Here is a 17,199-nt window from a genome sequence, read left to right on the forward strand (position 1 = left end):
CAGGAACCGCCCAAACATTCGGCGGTTCAGACTCCTGAGTGAATCGGAGTTCCGCGTGCGCATCCTTTTCGTCGAAGACGACCCTCTGATCCGAGAATTCATCGTCGAATCGCTACGCGAGGAAGGCTATGACGTCATCCACGCCTGCGACGGCGAAGAAGCGCTTGCGTGGTGCAAACGTACGGCGGCCGACGTTCTTGTCACCGATGTGAGGCTGCCCGGAAAGATCGACGGCTGGCAGATCGCCGAACACTGCCGTCAACATCATCCGGAGTTGCCGGTGATCTATGCGACGGGCTCTCTCCCGTGACGCCCCGACCGGTGCCGAACAGCCTCATGTTACGGAAGCCCTACCATCCGGAGCAGATTGTCGAAGCCGTGAGAGAGATGACGGCGGGTCGCTAACGTCTGCTAGTTTTTGCCGTTGCCGCGGTTGGTGACGCGGGCGTTGCCCAGTCCCGTCCCGATCGTCAGCACGCCCCACCGCTTCATGTCCTCGGATGCCGGTCGAGTAGTGGCGCAGCGAGCTCGTCGCGCTCTGCGTCGCGCGACGCAGGAACGGCGACCGACATCGAACGTTGAATAAGCTTCGAGGATGTCACGATACTCGAAGAGCAAAACTTAGGGCCCGCGCCCTCGTGGCGCCGGCCCCTTTTCCCGCCATCGCTCCTGCCGACGTTCGAAGAAGAGTGTCTCTTAAATATGGCGTGGCACGTCGCTCTAGTCGCCCATGGCCGCTCGCTCGAGCCGCGCTACGAAGGTATTGGTTCGATCTGTCATCAGTGTCTCCGTGTCGCAAGGCGGAACCGCCGAAGACCCTTCGGCGTTCCGTTGACATCATTGCGAGAGGAGAAATCGATTATGGGCTTCTTCACCAAAGACATCAAAACCATGGATGACCTTCTGATCCACGGTCTTCAGGACATCTACTACGCCGAGCAGCAAATCTTGAAAGCGCTGCCGAAGATGATCGAAAAGGCCACCAACCGCGACCTGGTTACCGGCCTCAAGAACCATCTGGAAGAGACCAATAAGCAGGTAGAGCGGCTCGAGAAGGCCTTCGCAAAGCTCGGCAAGGAGCCCAGCGGCACGAAGTGCCCGGCCATCGACGGCATCATCAAGGAAGCCGACGAGACCGCCGGCGAAATCCAAGACAAGGCGGTGCTGGACGCGGCCATCGTCGCCAACGCGCAGGCCGTCGAGCACTACGAGATGTGCCGCTACGGGACGTTGATCGCCTGGGCCGAAGAACTCGGCCATGACGAGATCGTGCGCTTCCTCACGACCAACCTGAACGAAGAGAAGGCGGCGAACACCAAGCTCAACACGGTCGCGCTGCGCAAGGGCGTCAACGCCAAGGCCTCCGACGCTGCCTGACGGCTGACCAACTTCAGAAGGGCCGGCTTCGCGTTAACGCGGGCCGGCCCTTTCGGCTGCGGGCGAGCTCCGACATGATCTCGCCTTGCGTCGCACGAACCAAGCCGCGACCGACACCGCCAGCCACGCCAGCGAGGCGCTCGCAAATGCGCCCGCGACGCTTCGTTCGACCAGTAGCCAGAACACTCCGGCGAACGCCAGCATCCCGAGCGCGCCGAGCGCCGCGCCGGCGGCGTCGAGCGCTGCGGCTTGTTGCCCTCGCCGCTTTCCGTCAAGTCCGGCCTCGCGCATGCGGCGGATCTCATGCTTCTCGATGAGAGTGGCGCTGGCGCAGAAGATCGCCGGTAGAGCAAGGAATAGGCCGCCGATCGAAGCCCCGTACCAACTGCTGACCAGGCCGGCGAGGACGGTCGCTGCGCCGCCCAGCGCGAAGCGGACCGCGTATTCGTGCCAGCGTCCTTCTCGCAGCGAGGACGGCGAGATTTCAATCGGCGCGCTCATGTCTGACCTCCCGCGGCCGCCCACAGGCCGAAGGCAGCTGCGAGCCACACGACGATCGACAGCAGCGTGGCCGGCAGCGCACGCATGCGCGCCCGGATCAAGAGCTGGCAGACGACCAAGCTGTAGATCCCGAGCGCGATCGCACCGGCCATCATCGAATGGGTTTGGACGGCTGCGTAGGATTCGCCGTGCTGATAGATCGCGATGCCTAGAGTGGCGAGCGCGACCGAGGGCGCGGCTCCGAACAGCCCGGCGAAGCTCTTCGGCCTGAGCACGTCTCCGAGCATCGCGAAGGCCGACACAACGGCGCCGCCTACCAGGAAGCGGACGACGTACTCGCTCATTTCGGTTTCTTCCATAGCTTTGAGAGCAGGCCTCCCGCGCCGTACACCGGATCCTTGCGCGGGACAGGCACCTTTGGAATCGTCTTCAGAGCTTTCGGACGGTCCTCGACCTGCGTGCACTCGTCGTAGGTGCCGACGCGCGGATAGGCGCCGACGACGAGGAAGTCCTCATCTGCGAACAGGCATTGGTGTCCCGTGCCCGCCGGCAGGATGGCGACATCGCCCGCCTTAAGCTTGAAGATCCGGCCTTTGCTTCCGCCGAAGCGTACACGTCCCCTACCCCGCGCGATGCCAAGCACCTCATGGATACGTGAATGGTAGTGAACGTAGTCGTAAATCCCGTCCCGCCAAGTTTCGCCCCAGCCGTTGGCCTCGAACAGGTCCTCCATGACGGCCGCCGGATCATGCCCGTCGCCGAGATCCACAGCGCCTCGGTAGATGACGAGAGGCCAGCGCGGATGGTTCGGGATGAGACCGTCGTCCTTGAAACGAGCCGTCTGAGGCTTTCTTGGCCGCGCTAGGTCAGGCGCCTCCTTCTTTCCGGGTCGGCGCAGACCGGTCGCGCGCTGCACGTATTCCTTCACGTCCTCAAGGATTGGCATTGTCATCCTCCTTCGGTGGCGACATCGGATAGCCGGTCCAGAGACGCAGTAACCGCTCCATGATGACTCCGAGCGCGAAGCCCGCGATCACGTCGCTCGCCCAGTGCGCCAGCACTATGACCCGCGTCAGGGAAAGGCCGACCGCCAAGGTACGGATTAGTCGCCGCAGCAGAGGCGGCAATGTGCCCGCAGCGGATGCCAGGGCGCCCATGTGGAGCGCGTGGCCGGACGGAAATGCGTCCTCGCGCTTGCCGGAAAACGAGACCCCGTGCAGATGACCGAGCACCGTCGTGCGATCCGGGCGGGTCTGGTCGAAAACCGATTTCATACCGTGAGGCGCCAGGGAGGCTGCGACTGTGACCAGGAGAGCGTGGTTGCCCACGCGCTGCAGCTGCTCCGATCTGCCCCTCGTCACGACCCAACCGGCGACGGCCAAAGCCAGGAGGATCTTTTCGTCGCCGCCCCACGTCAGGCCGCGCGAGACCCTCTCCGCGCAATGGTTGGTCTTACTCGCCACGGTCCGTGCAATGAGCACGTCAGGCTTGGTAGGTTTGACAGTGACCAGCGCCATCACGTCGATCCGTGACGGCGTCCGCGTAGTCGCGAACGCCTCGTTTGAATTGCCTTTGCCATCATAACGTCGGAGCAGGTTCCAAGTTCATCTGCCTGTCATGGAACCAATCGACCAGGCCAAGATTTGGAAAACGATGGGTACAGTCGGGAAGAAGCGGAAATCGCAATGGCTCGCATCTAGTGGAGCGCTGGTGCTCGCGACCGTTTTCCTCAGTTACCCGCTGATCGGCGGGAAGAATTCCGGCTCCGTCCACGCCAACTCCGGTGTGAGCACCGAGCAGGCCGCGGCCGATGTCGGCGCGAAAGTCCTTCCTACCGATCCTAAGCTCAAGATCGAGCCCAAGTAGCTACCGGCTTGTCGACCCTTGCCCCCTACGTCGGCGCACTTGCCGCCTTTCTCGCCTCCCTGTCCTACGTGCCGCAGGTCCGGAAGGCTTGGCCACGCGGATCCACGGACGACCTCTCTCTCGGCATGCTCACGGCACTCACGCTCGGCCTGACGCTCTGGATCGTCTACGGCGCCATTAAGGGAGTTTGGGTCATCGTCGGCTCCAACGTGGTCGGCGCCGCCCTCGCCGGTGCCGTCCTCGGCTGCAAGCTCCGCGACCTCAAGTGCCACTCGCACAAGCGAGGAACCAAGCCCTAGCAGGTCCGTTGGGGCTGGCTTTCGAGGATGCGAGCGATGTCAAAAAAGGACGAGCTCAGGTACGGGCCCGTGGGCGCCGAGGCGATCCACCTCTGCGTCGATATGCAGCGCATGTTCGCCGAGGACACGGATTGGAAGATGCCGTGGCTGCCCCGCGTCCTGCCGAACGTCGTGGCGATAACGGCCGCGCACCCGGCGCGCACGGTCTTCACCCGCTTCATTCCGGCGAGCGCTCCCGGCCACGGCGTCGGCATGTGGCGCCGCTACTATGAGCGCTGGAGCTCGATGACCATCGACGAGATCGGTTCCGACATGATCGATCTTGTACCGAATCTCGCCCGCTTCGTTCCACCTGCCCGCACTTTTGACAAGTACGTCTACTCGCCGTGGATCGGCAGCGACCTGCACGCGCAACTGCGCGCCGCCGGCGTCGACACCGTGATCGTCACGGGCGGCGAGACCGACGTCTGCGTGTTGGCGACCGTGCTGGGCGCGGTCGATTGGGGCTTTCGAGTCGTCCTCATGACCGACGCGATCTGCAGCTCCGCCGACGAGACCCACGACTCCATGATGACCATCTACGCGAACAGGTTCGGGCAGCAGGTGGAATGCGTGACGACGGAAACGCTCCTCGCCGCCTGGCCCGGCGGCACCCGCACGGGCCTTCTGCCATGAGCGAGTCCTATCTTGTGCAGATCCTGCTACCGAAGGAGACGGGCAAGGGAGAAAAGATCCCGAAGGATTGGTTCGACGGGCTTCTGAGAGAGCTGACCGACAAGTTCGGCGGCGCAACGAGCTTCATCCGAGCGCCCGGCGAAGGTCTGTGGCGAAGCGGCGGCGGCACCGAGCGCGACAATATCGCCGTCGTTGAGGTCACGACGGAGCTTCTCCTCCCGGACTACTGGCGCAAGCAGGTGCTGGATGCGGCTCTGATTGCGGCGGCCCAGGCCGTCGAACACTATGAAATCACCCGGTACGGCACACTGATCGCATGGGCCAAGATGCTCGGCCGCGATGATTGCGCCTCCGTCCTGCAGCAGAATCTCGATGAGGAGAAGGCGACGGACGAGAAGCTCAATACGATGGCGCTGCGCAGCGTGAACCGGAAAGCCGCCTAGTCCGTTGGCAGGATTGAAGTGGAGGGCCGCCCGGAAGGCGGCCCTTGTTTTGAGCAGGAAAGCATGAGCCTTGAAGTATTAAGGACATTGGCAGCCGCCATGACGATTATCGCTGCCGCCATGGTGGCGGCGAACTGGAACGCGCGCATCACCGTGTGCGGGTTCGCTCTCTTTATCGCCGCGTCTCTCGCATGGATCGCCGACGGGATAATGAACCGAAGAACTCGCTCATCATCCAGAACGCCGTTCTTCTTCTGATCAACGTACTGGCGTACGGCGCTGGCTACCGCGCGCCAGTAAGAAGCCGCCACATCTCAGCCTACGGATCACAGCCCTATAAAGGATCAGGCCTGCTTCCTGTCTGAAATACCGCCGCGCGAGCGCGGCTTCTCCGCCTCCGTCAAAGCGCCGATCGTCGTCTGCCCTTTCCTCGCGCAGGCGAGCATTTGTGCCCCGTGCCTGTCCGCCCATTCAGAGCCGTTTCTTTCTCCCGTTCGCCGGTTAGTTGACGGGGCGCGACCCCGGCCACTCGCGCCGTTCCTCGTCTCCGAGTGCGCGGCTTCATAAGCCGCCTTCTGCTTCGCGATCAGCTCGGCGCGCTGCGCCAAGCGACCTCCCGGTAGAGCAGCCAACCCGATTTGAACTTGCAGTCAACTTGAAGACAGCAACAATTCTCGGGCTCGACATGCCGCCAACGCTGCTGGGCCGCGCAGACGAGGTAATAGAATAACCGACTTCTGCTTCTGGCCGATTTTTTTGCAAAAGTCAGTTGAGATGAGACGGCAGGCGCGTGACCTGATCACCAGTCCGGCCTATGTGGTGATCAAGGCCGCGGACGAGTTCTCTCCCAGGCCGCAAAGATACATCGCGGCCGCCGTCGTGACACCCACCGTGGCATTCATGGCCGTGATTGTTAACAGATAGGCCGATATGTCCAACGAGCGCTCGGCGGCCGATTTAGGTTAGGCTTGAGGCGAGCACCGGTTCACAGCGTTCGCCGCCTTTGTGGCAGTAACTTGGAGATCGAGATGCGTGCTACAACTTCAAAGCTGTTGCTTATCACCATTCTGGCAAGTGGGGCCGGCGCCGCGTGGGGACAGTAGAGGGGAGGCGGAGCCTGCACGGTTGAATCCCTGAAGCTGGCGATCGAGCGATGTCTCGCGGAGCACTCGGCTCAATAATCAGGTGACGAGGTCACCAAAACTTTGGTTTGCCGACCATGCCAAACAGGCGAGAGGTCCGACATCTCGTATGTCGGGCCTCGTTTTCTTTGGAAGCACTATCTTTCAACTTGTAGTCACTACCGGAAAAAGGATCTTGTGCATCGTCTTCTAAAGGGTAACGAACACAGCGAACCGCGCGCGGGAAGGGATGAACATTGTTGCGCGCTAAGCTTGGAACTTCAAAACCTCTTGCTGGTTTTTCCCGGCATGGCGATGTTTTACTTTGATCTGCATGATAGCGACGGAGAGCTTCGTGACGACGAGGGGATCGACCGCCACGATTTGGCGACGGCGCGTCGTTTGGCAATCGAAGCACTGGGGCAGATCATCATCGATAATGGCTTCAAAGATCAGTACGGACTCAAGTCCGTCAAAATCCGCGACGCTCGCGGTGAAGTCTTACAAGTTTCCGCGAACGTGCGTGTCGCGCATTGAACGATGCCAACATTCGCGGCTCCGCGGAAGGGCGCAGGCCCGCCGAGTAAATCATCGCGCCTGATGATGGCGGGCTCCTATCAGATAAGGTTCTCTCCGCGCTGGAGCAGTTTCCCATAGGTGCCGCTTTCGTGCAGCTCGAACCGCGCACGCGCCGCGTCGTCAAAATCATCGACTAATTGGTCAAGGCGTCAAGGAAGAGCCGGGGCCCTGCGGAGCGTCACTCCCGCGCGGCCCTAGTCGTCAGAGCCGAATTGGCGCGACACCGCCGGCGGCCGCTCCGCCAAGCCGAGCCAGCGACGACTCAAATATTCGCCCGCCTTTGTCGTTCCCCTTGAGTCCTCGTGCCGGCCCCAGCTCAAATGAGGGATAAGCCGGGGCCTAGAGGTTACCTCGACGAGCCTCGAGGGCGTTGGGAAACTTGCAGCATGCATTACTTCTTGAGAATGCCGATGTCGGTGTTGCCCAAGCTCTTTATGGCGCGTTCGGCGGCGGGCGTATCCACCGCGTTGTCGTGGGAAGTTGGAGCCGGACTAACCGAGGAAGCATCCACGTCGCCGGTCGCTGCGTGGCTGAGCGCGTTGCCCACGTTGGGACTGGAGGAGCCCGCAGTGCCGCTTATGGTATGCCCGGTCGATAGGGTGCCGCCCGCATAACCTCTGGAGCCGGTGACCGCAGTTCCACTCGCCGCCGAGCCGCCATTGCTCGATCCACCTGTACTCTGGGCCAAGGCGAGCGAAGAGCCGCCAACGAGTAAGATCAAGGTAGCGGCGATGTGTTTCACAGATCGATCCTCTACTTGGATGACGGCTTAATGGGGTGCACCTCCGAAAGTTCCTAGGGGACCTCCCGCTCTCCAGGCCACCGCGTTGATGGTCGATCGCTCGCGGAAATCTTAGTGCGCCGGAGCCACGAGATGGCTTCGCTTGTACGGATAGCCCCGCACCGCCGAGCGATCCTTGCATCTCTTGTGAGGCAACTCAGACGTCGCAAATGCGGCAATGCCAGCTCGGGGTTGCCGGCCGACCGCCTCGACCGCGACCTCTATCTGGTGCTTGAAGATTTCGGCGCGCGCCGGTTGCGCGTGGCGCGAGACGGATCAGGCTGACACTGACCTTGAGGGCGCCCTGCAAAATCTACTATCATCGTCTTTTGCTTCGCGGTTTCCAGCCGCGACGCGGATGGCGTGCCTCGTGCTCCGTATAGCAAACCGAATTGCGTTCGCTTCCGCTGTTCGTGATCATCACCAGCATCGGCTGCCGGCGAAACTTGAAGCCGCGCTCCAAGATTTCCAGCACACCGCCGTCGGGATGTTCGTGGAGCTCGTCGACAAGGGCGAAGTGCGGACGCGGACCCGAGCCGTCGTCTCTCGCGACACCGGCCTGAAGAACGAATTCGTCTTCAGAAATGCGATGTTATGTTCCTTGCCTTCGCCGCCGCTGAATTGAGCTGCTGCTCGAGCGCCGGGGATTTCTTCAACCTCTTCACCGCATCAGCGAAGAGGATGCTGGCCTGCTCCTTTGTCGCACCGGCCGAGTAGACCTGCGCGCCTCGCCCGCCGCGGTCATGCCGCTGGCGAGCGGCGACTTGGCGTCATGCTCTCGGTTTCGCTGACGAACGTCGAATGTCTTGGGTATCTTGATTCAGCGCATAGCTATCCAATGCGGCAACTCCATTCAGTTGCCCAGGAGCGGAAAGGCCCAGTGACCACATCGCTTCTGTTGGACGCTAACCATGGCTGCTTCGTCCTTCATGCTCGTGCTGCTACTAGCTAGTAATCTTACGCAGTCTCTTGCCAGGACGCGGCTTGCGCCGACGGGTTCGCGGCGAGGCACCGGAAACGTGCGCGATCTCGTTGTGCGCTCCACCTGCATGGTCGAGGGCGAGCCTGATCATCTCCTTGTCCTGCACGGGCTGGCTTTGCCTTAGGAGTTGACCAACGAATGAGACCGTCAATCATAGCGACGTCACCAAGGACTCGGAGCCCGTGTAGAACCGCGCGTATCCAGGAAGCAGCGGCCGTTCACGCGCGAACCGCAGATCGCGCCTTACGCCCGACTATCGGTAGGTCGCGAGAAGGGCCCCGTAGTTGGAATTCTCGATCTCTGACCTTACGACGTGCTCGCGGCCAGCAATCACCGGGCAACCCTTCTTCTGGGTCGTCATGCTGTCTTCCCCTCCAAAACCTTCCTGACCAATTCCACGGCATCGCGCACGCCTAAACGGCGATAGACTTGAGCCCGATGGAATTCGACCGTGCGATGACCGATGCCAAGCCGGACGCCGATCTCCTTGTTCGATAGCTCTTCGGCGACGAGCTCGCAGACCTGCTTCTGTTTGCGCGTCAACGCCGTGACCGTCATTCTCCCCACCCACCTTTTGCGGCCAGCTCAAAACGGAGGAACGTTGACGCCTCAAGACAGTTGTCCAGATGGGAAGCCCCAGCGGAGGAAGTCCCATGAAGCCAATTCTGATCGAGAACGAATTGATGGCGGAACTGGAAAAGCGGTCGCGTATCCACGGCCTGCATCTGATCCGTCGAAAGGGCTGCGTCCCAAGCTGGGAACTGGGTGGCATGCGACCGAATGACATGGACGAACCGGCCGAGAAGAAGCTCCAGAGCACGGTCACTAAGATGCAGGACGAATTTGATATGGCCTAGTGAAGGCCATCCGGGAGGAGTGCAGTGCGGTGTTCAAAGCGTTCGTCTCCAAATCCGAGCTCGAGCGTATCGCGCTGCAAGAGATCCGGGGTTACGCGGGAGGAGAGAACGTCATTTCGGTGGAAGTCGAGCGAGATCCAGGCCCTGCCCCGCGGCATGGATTGGCGACTTCACGTCGCAGCATCCGAGAATGCCGATATACACCGCATTCATCAGGCTGCGCACACCACGACGCAACGCCTCAAGCGCCGATATGATCTTAGAGCAGATGATTAGCGGCAGCACTTGAACTTCCATCGCGCTTCCATCGGTCGCTTCTCCCTCGTCGCTTCCGAATTGCTTGCCGTCCGATCGGCGAACCCATGGAATGGGTGTGAAGCCTATTCGCGCTGGATGCTGGCCGGGACCTCACAACCGGGATATCCCGGCTCTCCGGCGGGGGGTACCAGACACGCGAATGCGCCGGCAGGCGCATTCCCGCACCGCGCACACATCACCGCGGAACGCGCCGATGAAGCACGAAGGACGACCCTACGCGAACCCGGAAGTGGCCGCGCGCAAACTCGTCGAGCTCGCAGCCAACGTCGAGGCCGTCCAGGATGGCCGCTTCTACATCGAGCGGATCAACGCGCCGTTCATGTTCAAGCTGAAGGGCAGTGGCAGCGTATCGCTCCGGCGGGGACCGCCTTGCGCGGTTCGATGGAGGATGAAGACATAGGCGTATGACTGATCATATGCCTATGCCGAAGGTTTCCCGACTTGAAGTCGTTTCGACGGGCGCTCGACGCCGTTGGACATTGCAAGAAAAGCAGCGGATCGTCACCGAGAGCTATGGCGGGCCGCGTCTGGTGTCGGTGACGGCACGACGCAACGGGCTGTCGACAAGCCAATTGTTCACGTGGCGCCGGTTGGCGCGCGACGGCAAGTTGAGCGGGGATACCGCGCCGGCGCTTGTTCCGGTTGAGATCACGCCTGGGGCGGCTCCGCTCTCGAGTGACGTGCCACAACCAGTGTCTTCACCGCCTGCGCAGCGTCCAAGGGCCGGCATTATCGAGATCGAGCTTGGCGAGGGCTGTCGCGTGCGCGTTGACCGGGACGTGGACACGGAGGCGCTGCAGCGGGTTCTTGAGCTTCTGAGACGGCGATGATCCCGATCCCGAGCGGCGTCAGGGTCTGGATTGCCACCGGCCACACCGACATGCGCCGCGGCATGCAAAGCCTGGCGCTTGCGGTCCAGGAGAGCCTGAAGCGCAATCCTCATGCTGGTGATCTCTACATCTTCCGCGGTCGCCGCGGCGATCTGGTCAAGATCCTCTGGCATGACGGGCTTGGCATGTCGCTCTACGCCAAGCGCCTGGATCGAGGCAAGTTCATCTGGCCGTCGGCGTCGGACGGCGCGGTATCAATCTCGGCGGCGCAGATGGCCTATATGCTGGAAGGAATCGACTGGCGGAATCCGCAGCTGAGCTGGCGGCCGCGGAGCGCGGGCTGAGCGCAAAATCCGCAGCTTTTTGCATTGTGGGGAGTCCCATCGCATCCAATCTGTGATTCACTGCGTCTCATGGATGCCGACCGCGACGCTGTTCCGGATGACATTGCCGCCCTGAAGAAGGCGCTGGCAGTCGAGCGCGCGAAGGGTTTGGAGATCGCCGCCGAACTCGCGGTCGCCCGCGCGAAAGCGTCGGAAGATGAAGCGCTGATCGCGCAGCAGAAGCTGCAGATCGCCAAGCTAAGGCATCAGATCTACGGCCAGCGGTCGGAGCGTTCGTCGCGCCTGATCGAGCAGTTGGCGCTGACGTTCGAGGAGCTGGAAGCCGACGCCACCGAGGACGAGCTCGCCTCGGAGCGGGCCGTGGCGAAGACGACGACGGTGCGCGGATTTACCCGCAAGCGCGCCGAGCGCCAGACCTTCCCCGAGCATTTGCCCCGGGAACGGGTGGTGGTTGATCCGCCGACGGCGTGCGAGTGCTGCGGTTCCAATCGCCTGCGCAAGCTTGGCGAGGATGTGACGCGCACGCTGGACGTGGTGCCGCGCCAGTGGAAGGTGATCGAGACGGTTCGGGAGAAGTTCTCCTGTCGCGACTGCGAAAAGATCAGCCAGGCACCTGCACCGTTCCATGCCGTCCCCCGGGGATGGGCTGGCCCGAGCCTCTTGGCGATGATCATGTTCGAGAAGTTCGGTCAGCATCAGCCTTTGAACCGCCAAGCCGAGCGCTATGTGCTGGAAGGCGTGCCAATAGCACTGTCGAGCATGGCAGATGCCGTTGGGGCGGTCTGTGCCTCGCTGGATCCCCTGCTGCGCCTGCTGGAAGCCCATGTCATGGGGGCCGAGCGCCTTCATGCCGATGACACGACCGTGCCGGTGCTGGCCAAGGGCAAAACCGATACGGGACGATGCTGGATCTACGTTCGGGACGACCGGCCGTTTGGGGGCACGGACCCGCCGGCGGCGATGTTCTATTACTCACGCGACCGCAAGGGCGAGCATCCTCAGGGGCATCTGGCCCGGTATGCCGGCATCCTGCAGGCCGACGCCTATGACGGGTATAACCAGCTCTATCTGGCGGGACGCCAGCCTGGACCGATCCGGGAGGCTGCCTGCTGGTCGCACGGACGGCGTCCGTTCTTTGCCATGGCCGACATCGAAGAGAATGCCCGGCGCAAGGCCACCGGCAAGAAGGAGATCCCGCTCTCGCCGATTGCGATCGAGGTCGTGAGGCGGATCGATGCGTTGTTCGAGATCGAACGCTCCATCAACGGCAGGAGCCCCAAAGGCCGTCTTCAGGTGCGGCAGGCGCTGAGCCGGCCTCTGGTCGAGGAGCTTCAAGTCTACATGCGGGAGCAGCTCGCCAAGCTGTCCCGGGGACACGACCTGGCCAAGGCGTTCAACTATATCCTGAAGCGTTGGGCGAGCTTCACCCTGTTCCTCGAGGAGGGGCGGGTATGCCTGTCCAACAATGCCGCAGAACGAGGCCTAAGAGGCATCGCCCTTGGACGGAAGTCCTGGCTGTTCTGCGGCTCTGATCGCGGAGGGCGGCGCGCGGCAGCTATGTACAGCCTCATCATCACCGCGAAAATGAACGGCATCGACCCGCAAGCCTGGCTGACCGACGTCCTCGCGCGGATCGCCGCCCATCCGTCGCATCGGCTTGACGAACTGCTGCCCTGGAATTGGACGCCGGCGTCAGCGAACTCCGCTCGAGCGGCATGACCACCCGCGTCAACAAGGTCCATCACGTCACCACCATCACCCGGGTCGCGAAAGACCTCGGCGAAGATGAAGATTGGCTACGAGACGTCGCCAACGAAATGGAGATCGAGGACGGCGCCATTTGGGTGTTCGGCGTTGGCGAAGACGGCGTTCAAGCGTTCACCGACTTCGGCATCGAGCGCCTCATCGAGCTCATCCAAATCTATAAAGAAAATCCGAGGTTGCTTAAGCGCTGGCCACCAGAATAATCCAATCAGGTCGCGGCCTACGCCGGATGCTTACGTGGCAGCGAGTTCGGCGCCGGGCTCAAACACGCGATCGAGCGCGGCTGGTTGTGGAAGCACGAAAGCGGCACCTACGTAAAGCTGATGCCGCCTGGTGAAGATCTGCTGACTCGAGAATAAGATATTGGTCGGCCGCCAACTGAGGCGCCTTACTTTTTAGGCGGCTGCAGTGTGCCCTCTATCAAATCCTGGAGGTCTGCCAATTGCATCGGGTCAACGTCATCGCATCGGACACATTGAAGTTTGCGGACGCCGTTTGGCCCGATCAGCAGGTGCATGGGCTTATTGCATAGCGGGCAGCGGGGCGGGTCCGGAGCCATAGAAGTGCTCCTCGATCAGGCGGGAGCGCGACACTCTCAGTCACCGGCAAGTGCCCAGGACGGAACGATGATGAGGGAACTAAATTCCAGTTCCATTCGAGAGTCGAGTTAAATCGCGGAGGTCCGCGGTCCTGGCGGCTCGTTAAGTAAGCAGAGGCAGTCTTGGTTTCGGGACGGGGCCGTGGGGACATACGCGGCCTTGTGCTTGGGGTGAAGGCCGGCCAGCTTAGTCCCGGTGATTCTCGAGAAAGAGCGCCGGGCCTTTTATTTGCGCGGCTTGCACAATATTTTGGCGAGCCTACTAAGCGGTTGTTTGCTTCAGTGATACGGGTTCTTGGAGCGACACCTCATCCGCGAGCCTCGTGCCATCCATCCGCGAGCCCCTGCTTGGCTATGCCAGCAGGGGCTTTGCCTTTCGCATTGTCGCGGGCAACCCCTATGCCTCTTTTTACCTACAAGCTCATTGATACGCATTTCGTTTCGGACTTCGGAGCGCATGATTTGCCTAGCGAAACTGAAGCCCAAATAGAGGCCATCAAGCTCGCTCGTTCGTTACGCGAGACCCGACCCGAACTAGTGGGCAAAGGGTACTCCATCATTGTAATCGATGATGACGACGCCGCCATTTGCGTCATTCCGCTCGACGCTGCTTGGTGACGGTGGTACGCGCCACTTCTGTAATGGGCCCGATGATGTCAAGCCTCCCGAGTGAATGTCACGCCGCCGAGCTCATGCTTCTGTCCGTGGTCAACGCCTGGCCGCCACATCATGCTGTCAGAGAGAGCGGTAAGCCTATCTAGATACGCGTGGTCCATCAGAAGACGGCCACTGGGCGTGTAACGGCTTCACCGGATCCACCGTCCCGGCGACGGGACTTCGGGCACCAGGCTCAGTTCAGCCCGGTTGCATTCCAACTCTTCTCCTCGTGTTCTATGCTGCGATCGGGCCGCGTCGGTCCATCGGTAGGTTGTGCCGTCGACCCAGATTCGATGCAGGATCACTGCGAGCTTGCGTGCCAAGGCGACTTTTGCGCGCTTCGAGCCTCGCCGCTTGGCGACGTCCATCCCCCAGCGCTTAAGTTTGAGAATCGCGTGATGCGCGATAGCAGAACGTTGGCGGCTTCATACAACGCTGTGCGAACCGTTTCGTCGCCGGCCAGCGTGACCCCGCCTGTGACGTCCTTTTCTCCCGATTGGTACTTCTTTGGCGTGAGCCCGAACAGCGCGCCCGCTGCCTTCGATTTTACGATGCGATGAGGGTCATCAATCGCCGATTTGTAAGTAATTGCCACCAGGGGACCAACGCCTGGTACTGTCATCAGCCGGCGACAAACTACATTGTCACGCACAATTGCCAGCACAGTCTTGTGTAGCCTTCCGTACTCGACCTTCAAGGCCGATCGGGCCGAAAGCATCGCTGTGGCAATGCGCTCCAATGTCGCTTGCCCCGCAACCAACTCTCGGATCCGCGCTTCGAAATTCCTTCGCGTCACCGGGCCAACCTTCAGACCGAAGCCACGCAAAATCCCCCGGATACTTAATTCCACATCGATCAGCCGTCCGAGAAGCTGTTTGCGTGCGATCAGGAGTGCCCGGATCTCTTGAGCCCCTATCGACTTTGCGTGCACCGCGCGGAACCATCCCATCCGGATCAACTGGGCAATTCCGCGTGCATCCTTGCGATCCGTCTTCACTGTCATCGCCGACAATGCTGCCTTCACATGCCGTGTTTCCAGCAGAACCGTCTCGAATCCTGCTCTTTGCAGCCCCGCATGCAGCCATTGCGACAGTGGCCCAGCCTCCAGCCCGATCCGATTCACTGCAAAGCCAAGCGTCTCGAAAAATTCGACTAAGGCGTCGGGTTCGCTTGCGACCTTCGCCTCCTTCAGGATCTTACCCTGGGAATCCACAACGCATACGCTCGACAGTTCCAACGACACGTCAATTCCGGCATAATTCTCCACGGCTGTCCTCCGTCTCCAGATGCTTGGGGCCGACTCAAGTCGTGACCCGTTTCATCATCTATCGGGGGACAGCCACCATCATCCCCCCTTGCTCGGAGCCGGGCCCATTACGGCATCTAGGGGACCGCAACGTTCTCCATAGGTCTCTGGGATCAAATGTCCCGGCGGAAAATCTGGCCCCGCTCGGCCGCGAGCGCGAGCTCCGTCCATTCGCTCGCAAGCTTCAGCCAGCCTTCTCGATCGACCTGGTCGAGGCTCCGAGCCGCCTCCTCGCGACACGCCGTCGCCTCCTTGAAAAATTGCTGAGCGGAGGCGGCCATCTTATCGTAGTGTGACAACTTCCCGGGTAGCTTGGTCTTCATCGATGCCTCGGCGCATAACCATGCAACACAGACGGTTCGGAAAACCCGTGGAATTGCCACTTGTTCCCGCACCAATAAGTACGGCCAGCGCCTGCTCTTCCGAAAAGCGGCTGCGCTTCATGCTCTGGTCCTTGTCTTGGGCCAGAACGAACTTCAAGCTGGATTAAGCCCGCGGGGCAAGGTCAGCGGTTACGAGCCCCATGGTCGCAGAACATTCGGCTCGGACGCGAGAAAGGTACAAATCCCGGACCCACAACAAACGCCTCCCTAGAGTTGCCCCGCTCGTAATATCCCTGTGTCTTTGAGAGGGCGCCAACGGTGCCGTGACTCAGGAAATCCTAACTCGGGCGTTGGGGATCCGCTTGCCGGCACTTGTCCACTGCCAGCGTCGCCGCGCGTCAGCCGCGCGATATGGACATCCCCGCGAGAAGCGGAGCGTACGCGGAGAGCCTGAGGGATACGAACTCCATGAAGAGCCGCACGCGCTTCGTCTTGCGTGTCTCCCCCTGTGTGAGAAGCCAGAGCGTTCCGTACATGTGCAGGTCGGTGCCCGGCACCCTCACCAGTAGGGGGTCGGCATCGCCAACGAAACACGGCAGTGTCGTCAACCCGAGCCCTTGCCGTACAGCAACGATCTGCGACTCGGCGTCAGTGGTCCTGAATGGAACCCCCGTGGTGCGAACCTCACCCTCGCTGGCCCAGTCCGGGATTCCATGAATGCTGATGACGATCCACCGGACGGGATCGGGCGCGCCCGCACGCCACGCGGCCAGTCGATCGCGGGACATGTAAACGCCGCCGAACAGCTCCGGTCCCTTCAGGCCGTGAAGATTGAGCGGCAGGGTTTTGCGGTCGTAGACGACGCGGATCGCGACGTCGGCCTCCCGGTTGGTCAGATTTGCCAGCTCGCCGAACGACAGGATGTCCATCTCGATGTCCGGATGCAGACGCGCGAAATCGGCGAAATCAGGCATGAGCAGGTGTGTCGCAAGCGGCGGTGCCAGCGTCACCCGCAGAAGCCCGCGCACGCCCTGGTCGCGGCCGAAGACACGCGTCTCCAGCAGGTGCGACGACGCTTCCATCTGGTCCGCGAGCTCGAGGACCTCCTCCCCAGCCCCCGTCAGGCGGTAGCCCGAAGGCAGCTTCTCGAACATGAGCGCCCCGAGCCGTTCCTCCAGCTGAGCGACCCGTCGCAGCACGGTCGAATGGTTCACCCCGAGGCGCTCGGCGGCGGCCCGCACCGAGCCTCCGCGCGCGACGGCAAGAAAGTAGCGAACGTCGTCCCAGTCGATCATGGTGCAATCCGGCACCGCTGGGGTGCGCCTTCCAGAGCCCGTCCAATACATCGAACAGCATCTCGTATGTGGGTAGCACGGGCGGTCATTACAGCCCAAGCCGGCAAGCGCAGCCCAATTCCGAACGGCGGACGCCAATCGTCGCGGCTGGCGCCAGCCGTCCAGCCGGATCGATTTCGCACCACCGATGTGCGCGCTTCCGCACTCAACGCCTGACGACGACGGACCTATGTCGAGTTCCTCGGGGGCCTCCCCCGAACGACCAAAGACGGAGTCTCAAAGG

24 protein-coding genes and 2 pseudogenes are annotated in these 17,199 nt (G+C 61.7%); 16 read left to right on the top strand and 10 right to left on the bottom strand.

What is annotated here, in order from left to right:
- Window positions 1-55: 55 nt before the first annotated feature.
- Window positions 56-310, top strand: coding sequence for a response regulator transcription factor (locus tag AB7G19_RS39860; protein ID WP_439037691.1), 255 nt, complete (start codon window positions 56-58; stop codon window positions 308-310).
- Between the two features lie 551 nt (window positions 311-861).
- Window positions 862-1,377 (top strand): YciE/YciF ferroxidase family protein, encoded by a 516-nt coding sequence (locus AB7G19_RS39865; RefSeq protein ID WP_439037690.1) that lies wholly within the window; start codon window positions 862-864, stop codon window positions 1,375-1,377.
- A 33-nt stretch (window positions 1,378-1,410) separates the two neighbouring features.
- Here AB7G19_RS39865 and AB7G19_RS39870 read toward each other — a convergent pair whose 3' ends face one another.
- The 4 genes from AB7G19_RS39870 to AB7G19_RS39885 are packed head-to-tail and all read right to left on the bottom strand — an operon-like array spanning window position 1,411 to window position 3,395.
- Complete coding sequence (locus AB7G19_RS39870) at window positions 1,411-1,878, bottom strand: DUF3147 family protein (protein ID WP_354134904.1); 468 nt, start codon at window positions 1,876-1,878, stop codon at window positions 1,411-1,413.
- Window positions 1,875-2,222, bottom strand: a complete 348-nt coding sequence (locus AB7G19_RS39875; protein WP_063983390.1) for a DUF3147 family protein — start codon at window positions 2,220-2,222, stop codon at window positions 1,875-1,877. The genes AB7G19_RS39870 and AB7G19_RS39875 overlap by 4 nt, the downstream gene beginning before the upstream one ends.
- Window positions 2,219-2,824 (bottom strand): cupin domain-containing protein, encoded by a 606-nt coding sequence (locus AB7G19_RS39880; RefSeq protein WP_085401472.1) that lies wholly within the window; start codon window positions 2,822-2,824, stop codon window positions 2,219-2,221. Before AB7G19_RS39880 ends, AB7G19_RS39875 begins: the two co-directional genes overlap by 4 nt.
- Window positions 2,811-3,395 (bottom strand): phosphatase PAP2 family protein, encoded by a 585-nt coding sequence (locus AB7G19_RS39885; RefSeq protein WP_354134903.1) that lies wholly within the window; start codon window positions 3,393-3,395, stop codon window positions 2,811-2,813. Before AB7G19_RS39885 ends, AB7G19_RS39880 begins: the two co-directional genes overlap by 14 nt.
- A gap of 193 nt (window positions 3,396-3,588) precedes the next feature.
- Between AB7G19_RS39885 and AB7G19_RS39890 the strand changes: the two genes are divergently transcribed.
- The 6 genes from AB7G19_RS39890 (at window position 3,589) to AB7G19_RS39915 (ending at window position 6,819) form a co-directional block, all read left to right on the top strand.
- Window positions 3,589-3,744, top strand: coding sequence for a hypothetical protein (locus tag AB7G19_RS39890; RefSeq protein WP_161495837.1), 156 nt, complete (start codon window positions 3,589-3,591; stop codon window positions 3,742-3,744).
- An 8-nt stretch (window positions 3,745-3,752) separates the two neighbouring features.
- Window positions 3,753-4,043, top strand: a complete 291-nt coding sequence (locus AB7G19_RS39895) for a SemiSWEET family sugar transporter (protein WP_354134902.1) — start codon at window positions 3,753-3,755, stop codon at window positions 4,041-4,043.
- 36 nt (window positions 4,044-4,079) lie between these two features.
- On the top strand, window positions 4,080-4,718 hold the full coding sequence (locus AB7G19_RS39900) for a cysteine hydrolase family protein (protein WP_063983395.1): 639 nt from the start codon (window positions 4,080-4,082) through the stop codon (window positions 4,716-4,718).
- Complete coding sequence (locus AB7G19_RS39905) at window positions 4,715-5,161, top strand: YciE/YciF ferroxidase family protein (RefSeq protein WP_439034332.1); 447 nt, start codon at window positions 4,715-4,717, stop codon at window positions 5,159-5,161. Before AB7G19_RS39900 ends, AB7G19_RS39905 begins: the two co-directional genes overlap by 4 nt.
- A 63-nt stretch (window positions 5,162-5,224) precedes the next feature.
- A complete protein-coding gene (locus AB7G19_RS39910; RefSeq protein WP_144030747.1) occupies window positions 5,225-5,419 on the top strand; it encodes a hypothetical protein in 195 nt (64 codons plus the stop codon).
- 1,136 nt (window positions 5,420-6,555) lie between these two features.
- A complete protein-coding gene (locus AB7G19_RS39915) occupies window positions 6,556-6,819 on the top strand; it encodes a DUF6894 family protein (RefSeq protein ID WP_439034331.1) in 264 nt (87 codons plus the stop codon).
- A 433-nt stretch (window positions 6,820-7,252) separates the two neighbouring features.
- On the opposite strand, the gene AB7G19_RS39920 is transcribed toward AB7G19_RS39915, so the two are convergent.
- Window positions 7,253-7,603: a hypothetical protein gene (locus tag AB7G19_RS39920; RefSeq protein WP_439037689.1), complete on the bottom strand. Its 351-nt coding sequence runs from the start codon at window positions 7,601-7,603 to the stop codon at window positions 7,253-7,255.
- A 186-nt stretch (window positions 7,604-7,789) separates the two neighbouring features.
- Here AB7G19_RS39920 and AB7G19_RS39925 point away from each other — a divergent pair.
- Window positions 7,790-7,976 (top strand): annotated as a pseudogene (locus AB7G19_RS39925) (hypothetical protein); the annotation flags it as partial.
- A gap of 1,005 nt (window positions 7,977-8,981) precedes the next feature.
- Here the strand turns inward: AB7G19_RS39925 and AB7G19_RS39930 are convergent.
- On the bottom strand, window positions 8,982-9,182 hold the full coding sequence (locus tag AB7G19_RS39930) for a helix-turn-helix transcriptional regulator (protein ID WP_354134898.1): 201 nt from the start codon (window positions 9,180-9,182) through the stop codon (window positions 8,982-8,984).
- Window positions 9,183-9,277: 95 nt separating this feature from the next.
- On the opposite strand from AB7G19_RS39930, the gene AB7G19_RS39935 reads away from it, so the two are divergent.
- The gene (locus AB7G19_RS39935; protein ID WP_354134897.1) at window positions 9,278-9,481 is read left to right on the top strand and encodes a hypothetical protein; all 204 of its coding nucleotides are present in this window, start codon (window positions 9,278-9,280) and stop codon (window positions 9,479-9,481) included.
- Window positions 9,482-9,592: 111 nt separating this feature from the next.
- On the opposite strand, the gene AB7G19_RS39940 is transcribed toward AB7G19_RS39935, so the two are convergent.
- Complete coding sequence (locus tag AB7G19_RS39940; RefSeq protein WP_439037688.1) at window positions 9,593-9,778, bottom strand: hypothetical protein; 186 nt, start codon at window positions 9,776-9,778, stop codon at window positions 9,593-9,595.
- Between the two features lie 214 nt (window positions 9,779-9,992).
- Here AB7G19_RS39940 and AB7G19_RS39945 point away from each other — a divergent pair, with 214 nt between their 5' ends.
- The 6 genes from AB7G19_RS39945 to AB7G19_RS39970 all read left to right on the top strand — a co-directional run bounded on the left by AB7G19_RS39945 (window position 9,993) and on the right by AB7G19_RS39970 (window position 13,953).
- Complete coding sequence (locus AB7G19_RS39945; protein ID WP_441268797.1) at window positions 9,993-10,199, top strand: hypothetical protein; 207 nt, start codon at window positions 9,993-9,995, stop codon at window positions 10,197-10,199.
- Window positions 10,200-10,203: 4 nt separating this feature from the next.
- Window positions 10,204-10,629 (top strand): IS66-like element accessory protein TnpA, encoded by a 426-nt coding sequence (gene tnpA, locus AB7G19_RS39950; RefSeq protein WP_283017312.1) that lies wholly within the window; start codon window positions 10,204-10,206, stop codon window positions 10,627-10,629.
- Window positions 10,626-10,973 (top strand): IS66 family insertion sequence element accessory protein TnpB, encoded by a 348-nt coding sequence (gene tnpB / locus AB7G19_RS39955; RefSeq protein WP_283017311.1) that lies wholly within the window; start codon window positions 10,626-10,628, stop codon window positions 10,971-10,973. The genes tnpA and tnpB overlap by 4 nt, the downstream gene beginning before the upstream one ends.
- Before the next feature lie 69 nt (window positions 10,974-11,042).
- Window positions 11,043-12,692 carry an IS66 family transposase gene (tnpC, locus tag AB7G19_RS39960; protein ID WP_283017310.1) on the top strand — a complete coding sequence of 550 codons (1,650 nt, stop codon included), beginning with the start codon at window positions 11,043-11,045 and terminating at the stop codon, window positions 12,690-12,692.
- Window positions 12,689-12,940, top strand: coding sequence for a hypothetical protein (locus tag AB7G19_RS39965; RefSeq protein WP_283017309.1), 252 nt, complete (start codon window positions 12,689-12,691; stop codon window positions 12,938-12,940). Before tnpC ends, AB7G19_RS39965 begins: the two co-directional genes overlap by 4 nt.
- 794 nt (window positions 12,941-13,734) lie before the next feature.
- Window positions 13,735-13,953, top strand: coding sequence for a DUF6894 family protein (locus AB7G19_RS39970; RefSeq protein ID WP_439037687.1), 219 nt, complete (start codon window positions 13,735-13,737; stop codon window positions 13,951-13,953).
- A 299-nt stretch (window positions 13,954-14,252) separates the two neighbouring features.
- Here the strand turns inward: AB7G19_RS39970 and AB7G19_RS39975 are convergent.
- The 3 genes and pseudogenes from AB7G19_RS39975 to AB7G19_RS39985 form a co-directional block, all read right to left on the bottom strand.
- Window positions 14,253-15,259 (bottom strand): annotated as a pseudogene (locus tag AB7G19_RS39975) (IS110 family transposase); the annotation flags it as partial.
- Between the two features lie 152 nt (window positions 15,260-15,411).
- Entirely contained in the window at window positions 15,412-15,621 is a 210-nt protein-coding gene (locus AB7G19_RS39980; protein WP_354134894.1) for a hypothetical protein, read from the bottom strand.
- A 398-nt stretch (window positions 15,622-16,019) separates the two neighbouring features.
- On the bottom strand, window positions 16,020-16,916 hold the full coding sequence (locus AB7G19_RS39985) for a LysR family transcriptional regulator (RefSeq protein WP_439037686.1): 897 nt from the start codon (window positions 16,914-16,916) through the stop codon (window positions 16,020-16,022).
- Between the last annotated feature and the right edge of the window lie 283 nt (window positions 16,917-17,199).

This window comes from Bradyrhizobium sp. 215_C5_N1_1 (assembly GCF_052075935.1).
In the GTDB taxonomy this organism is placed as follows: domain Bacteria; phylum Pseudomonadota; class Alphaproteobacteria; order Rhizobiales; family Xanthobacteraceae; genus Bradyrhizobium; species Bradyrhizobium barranii.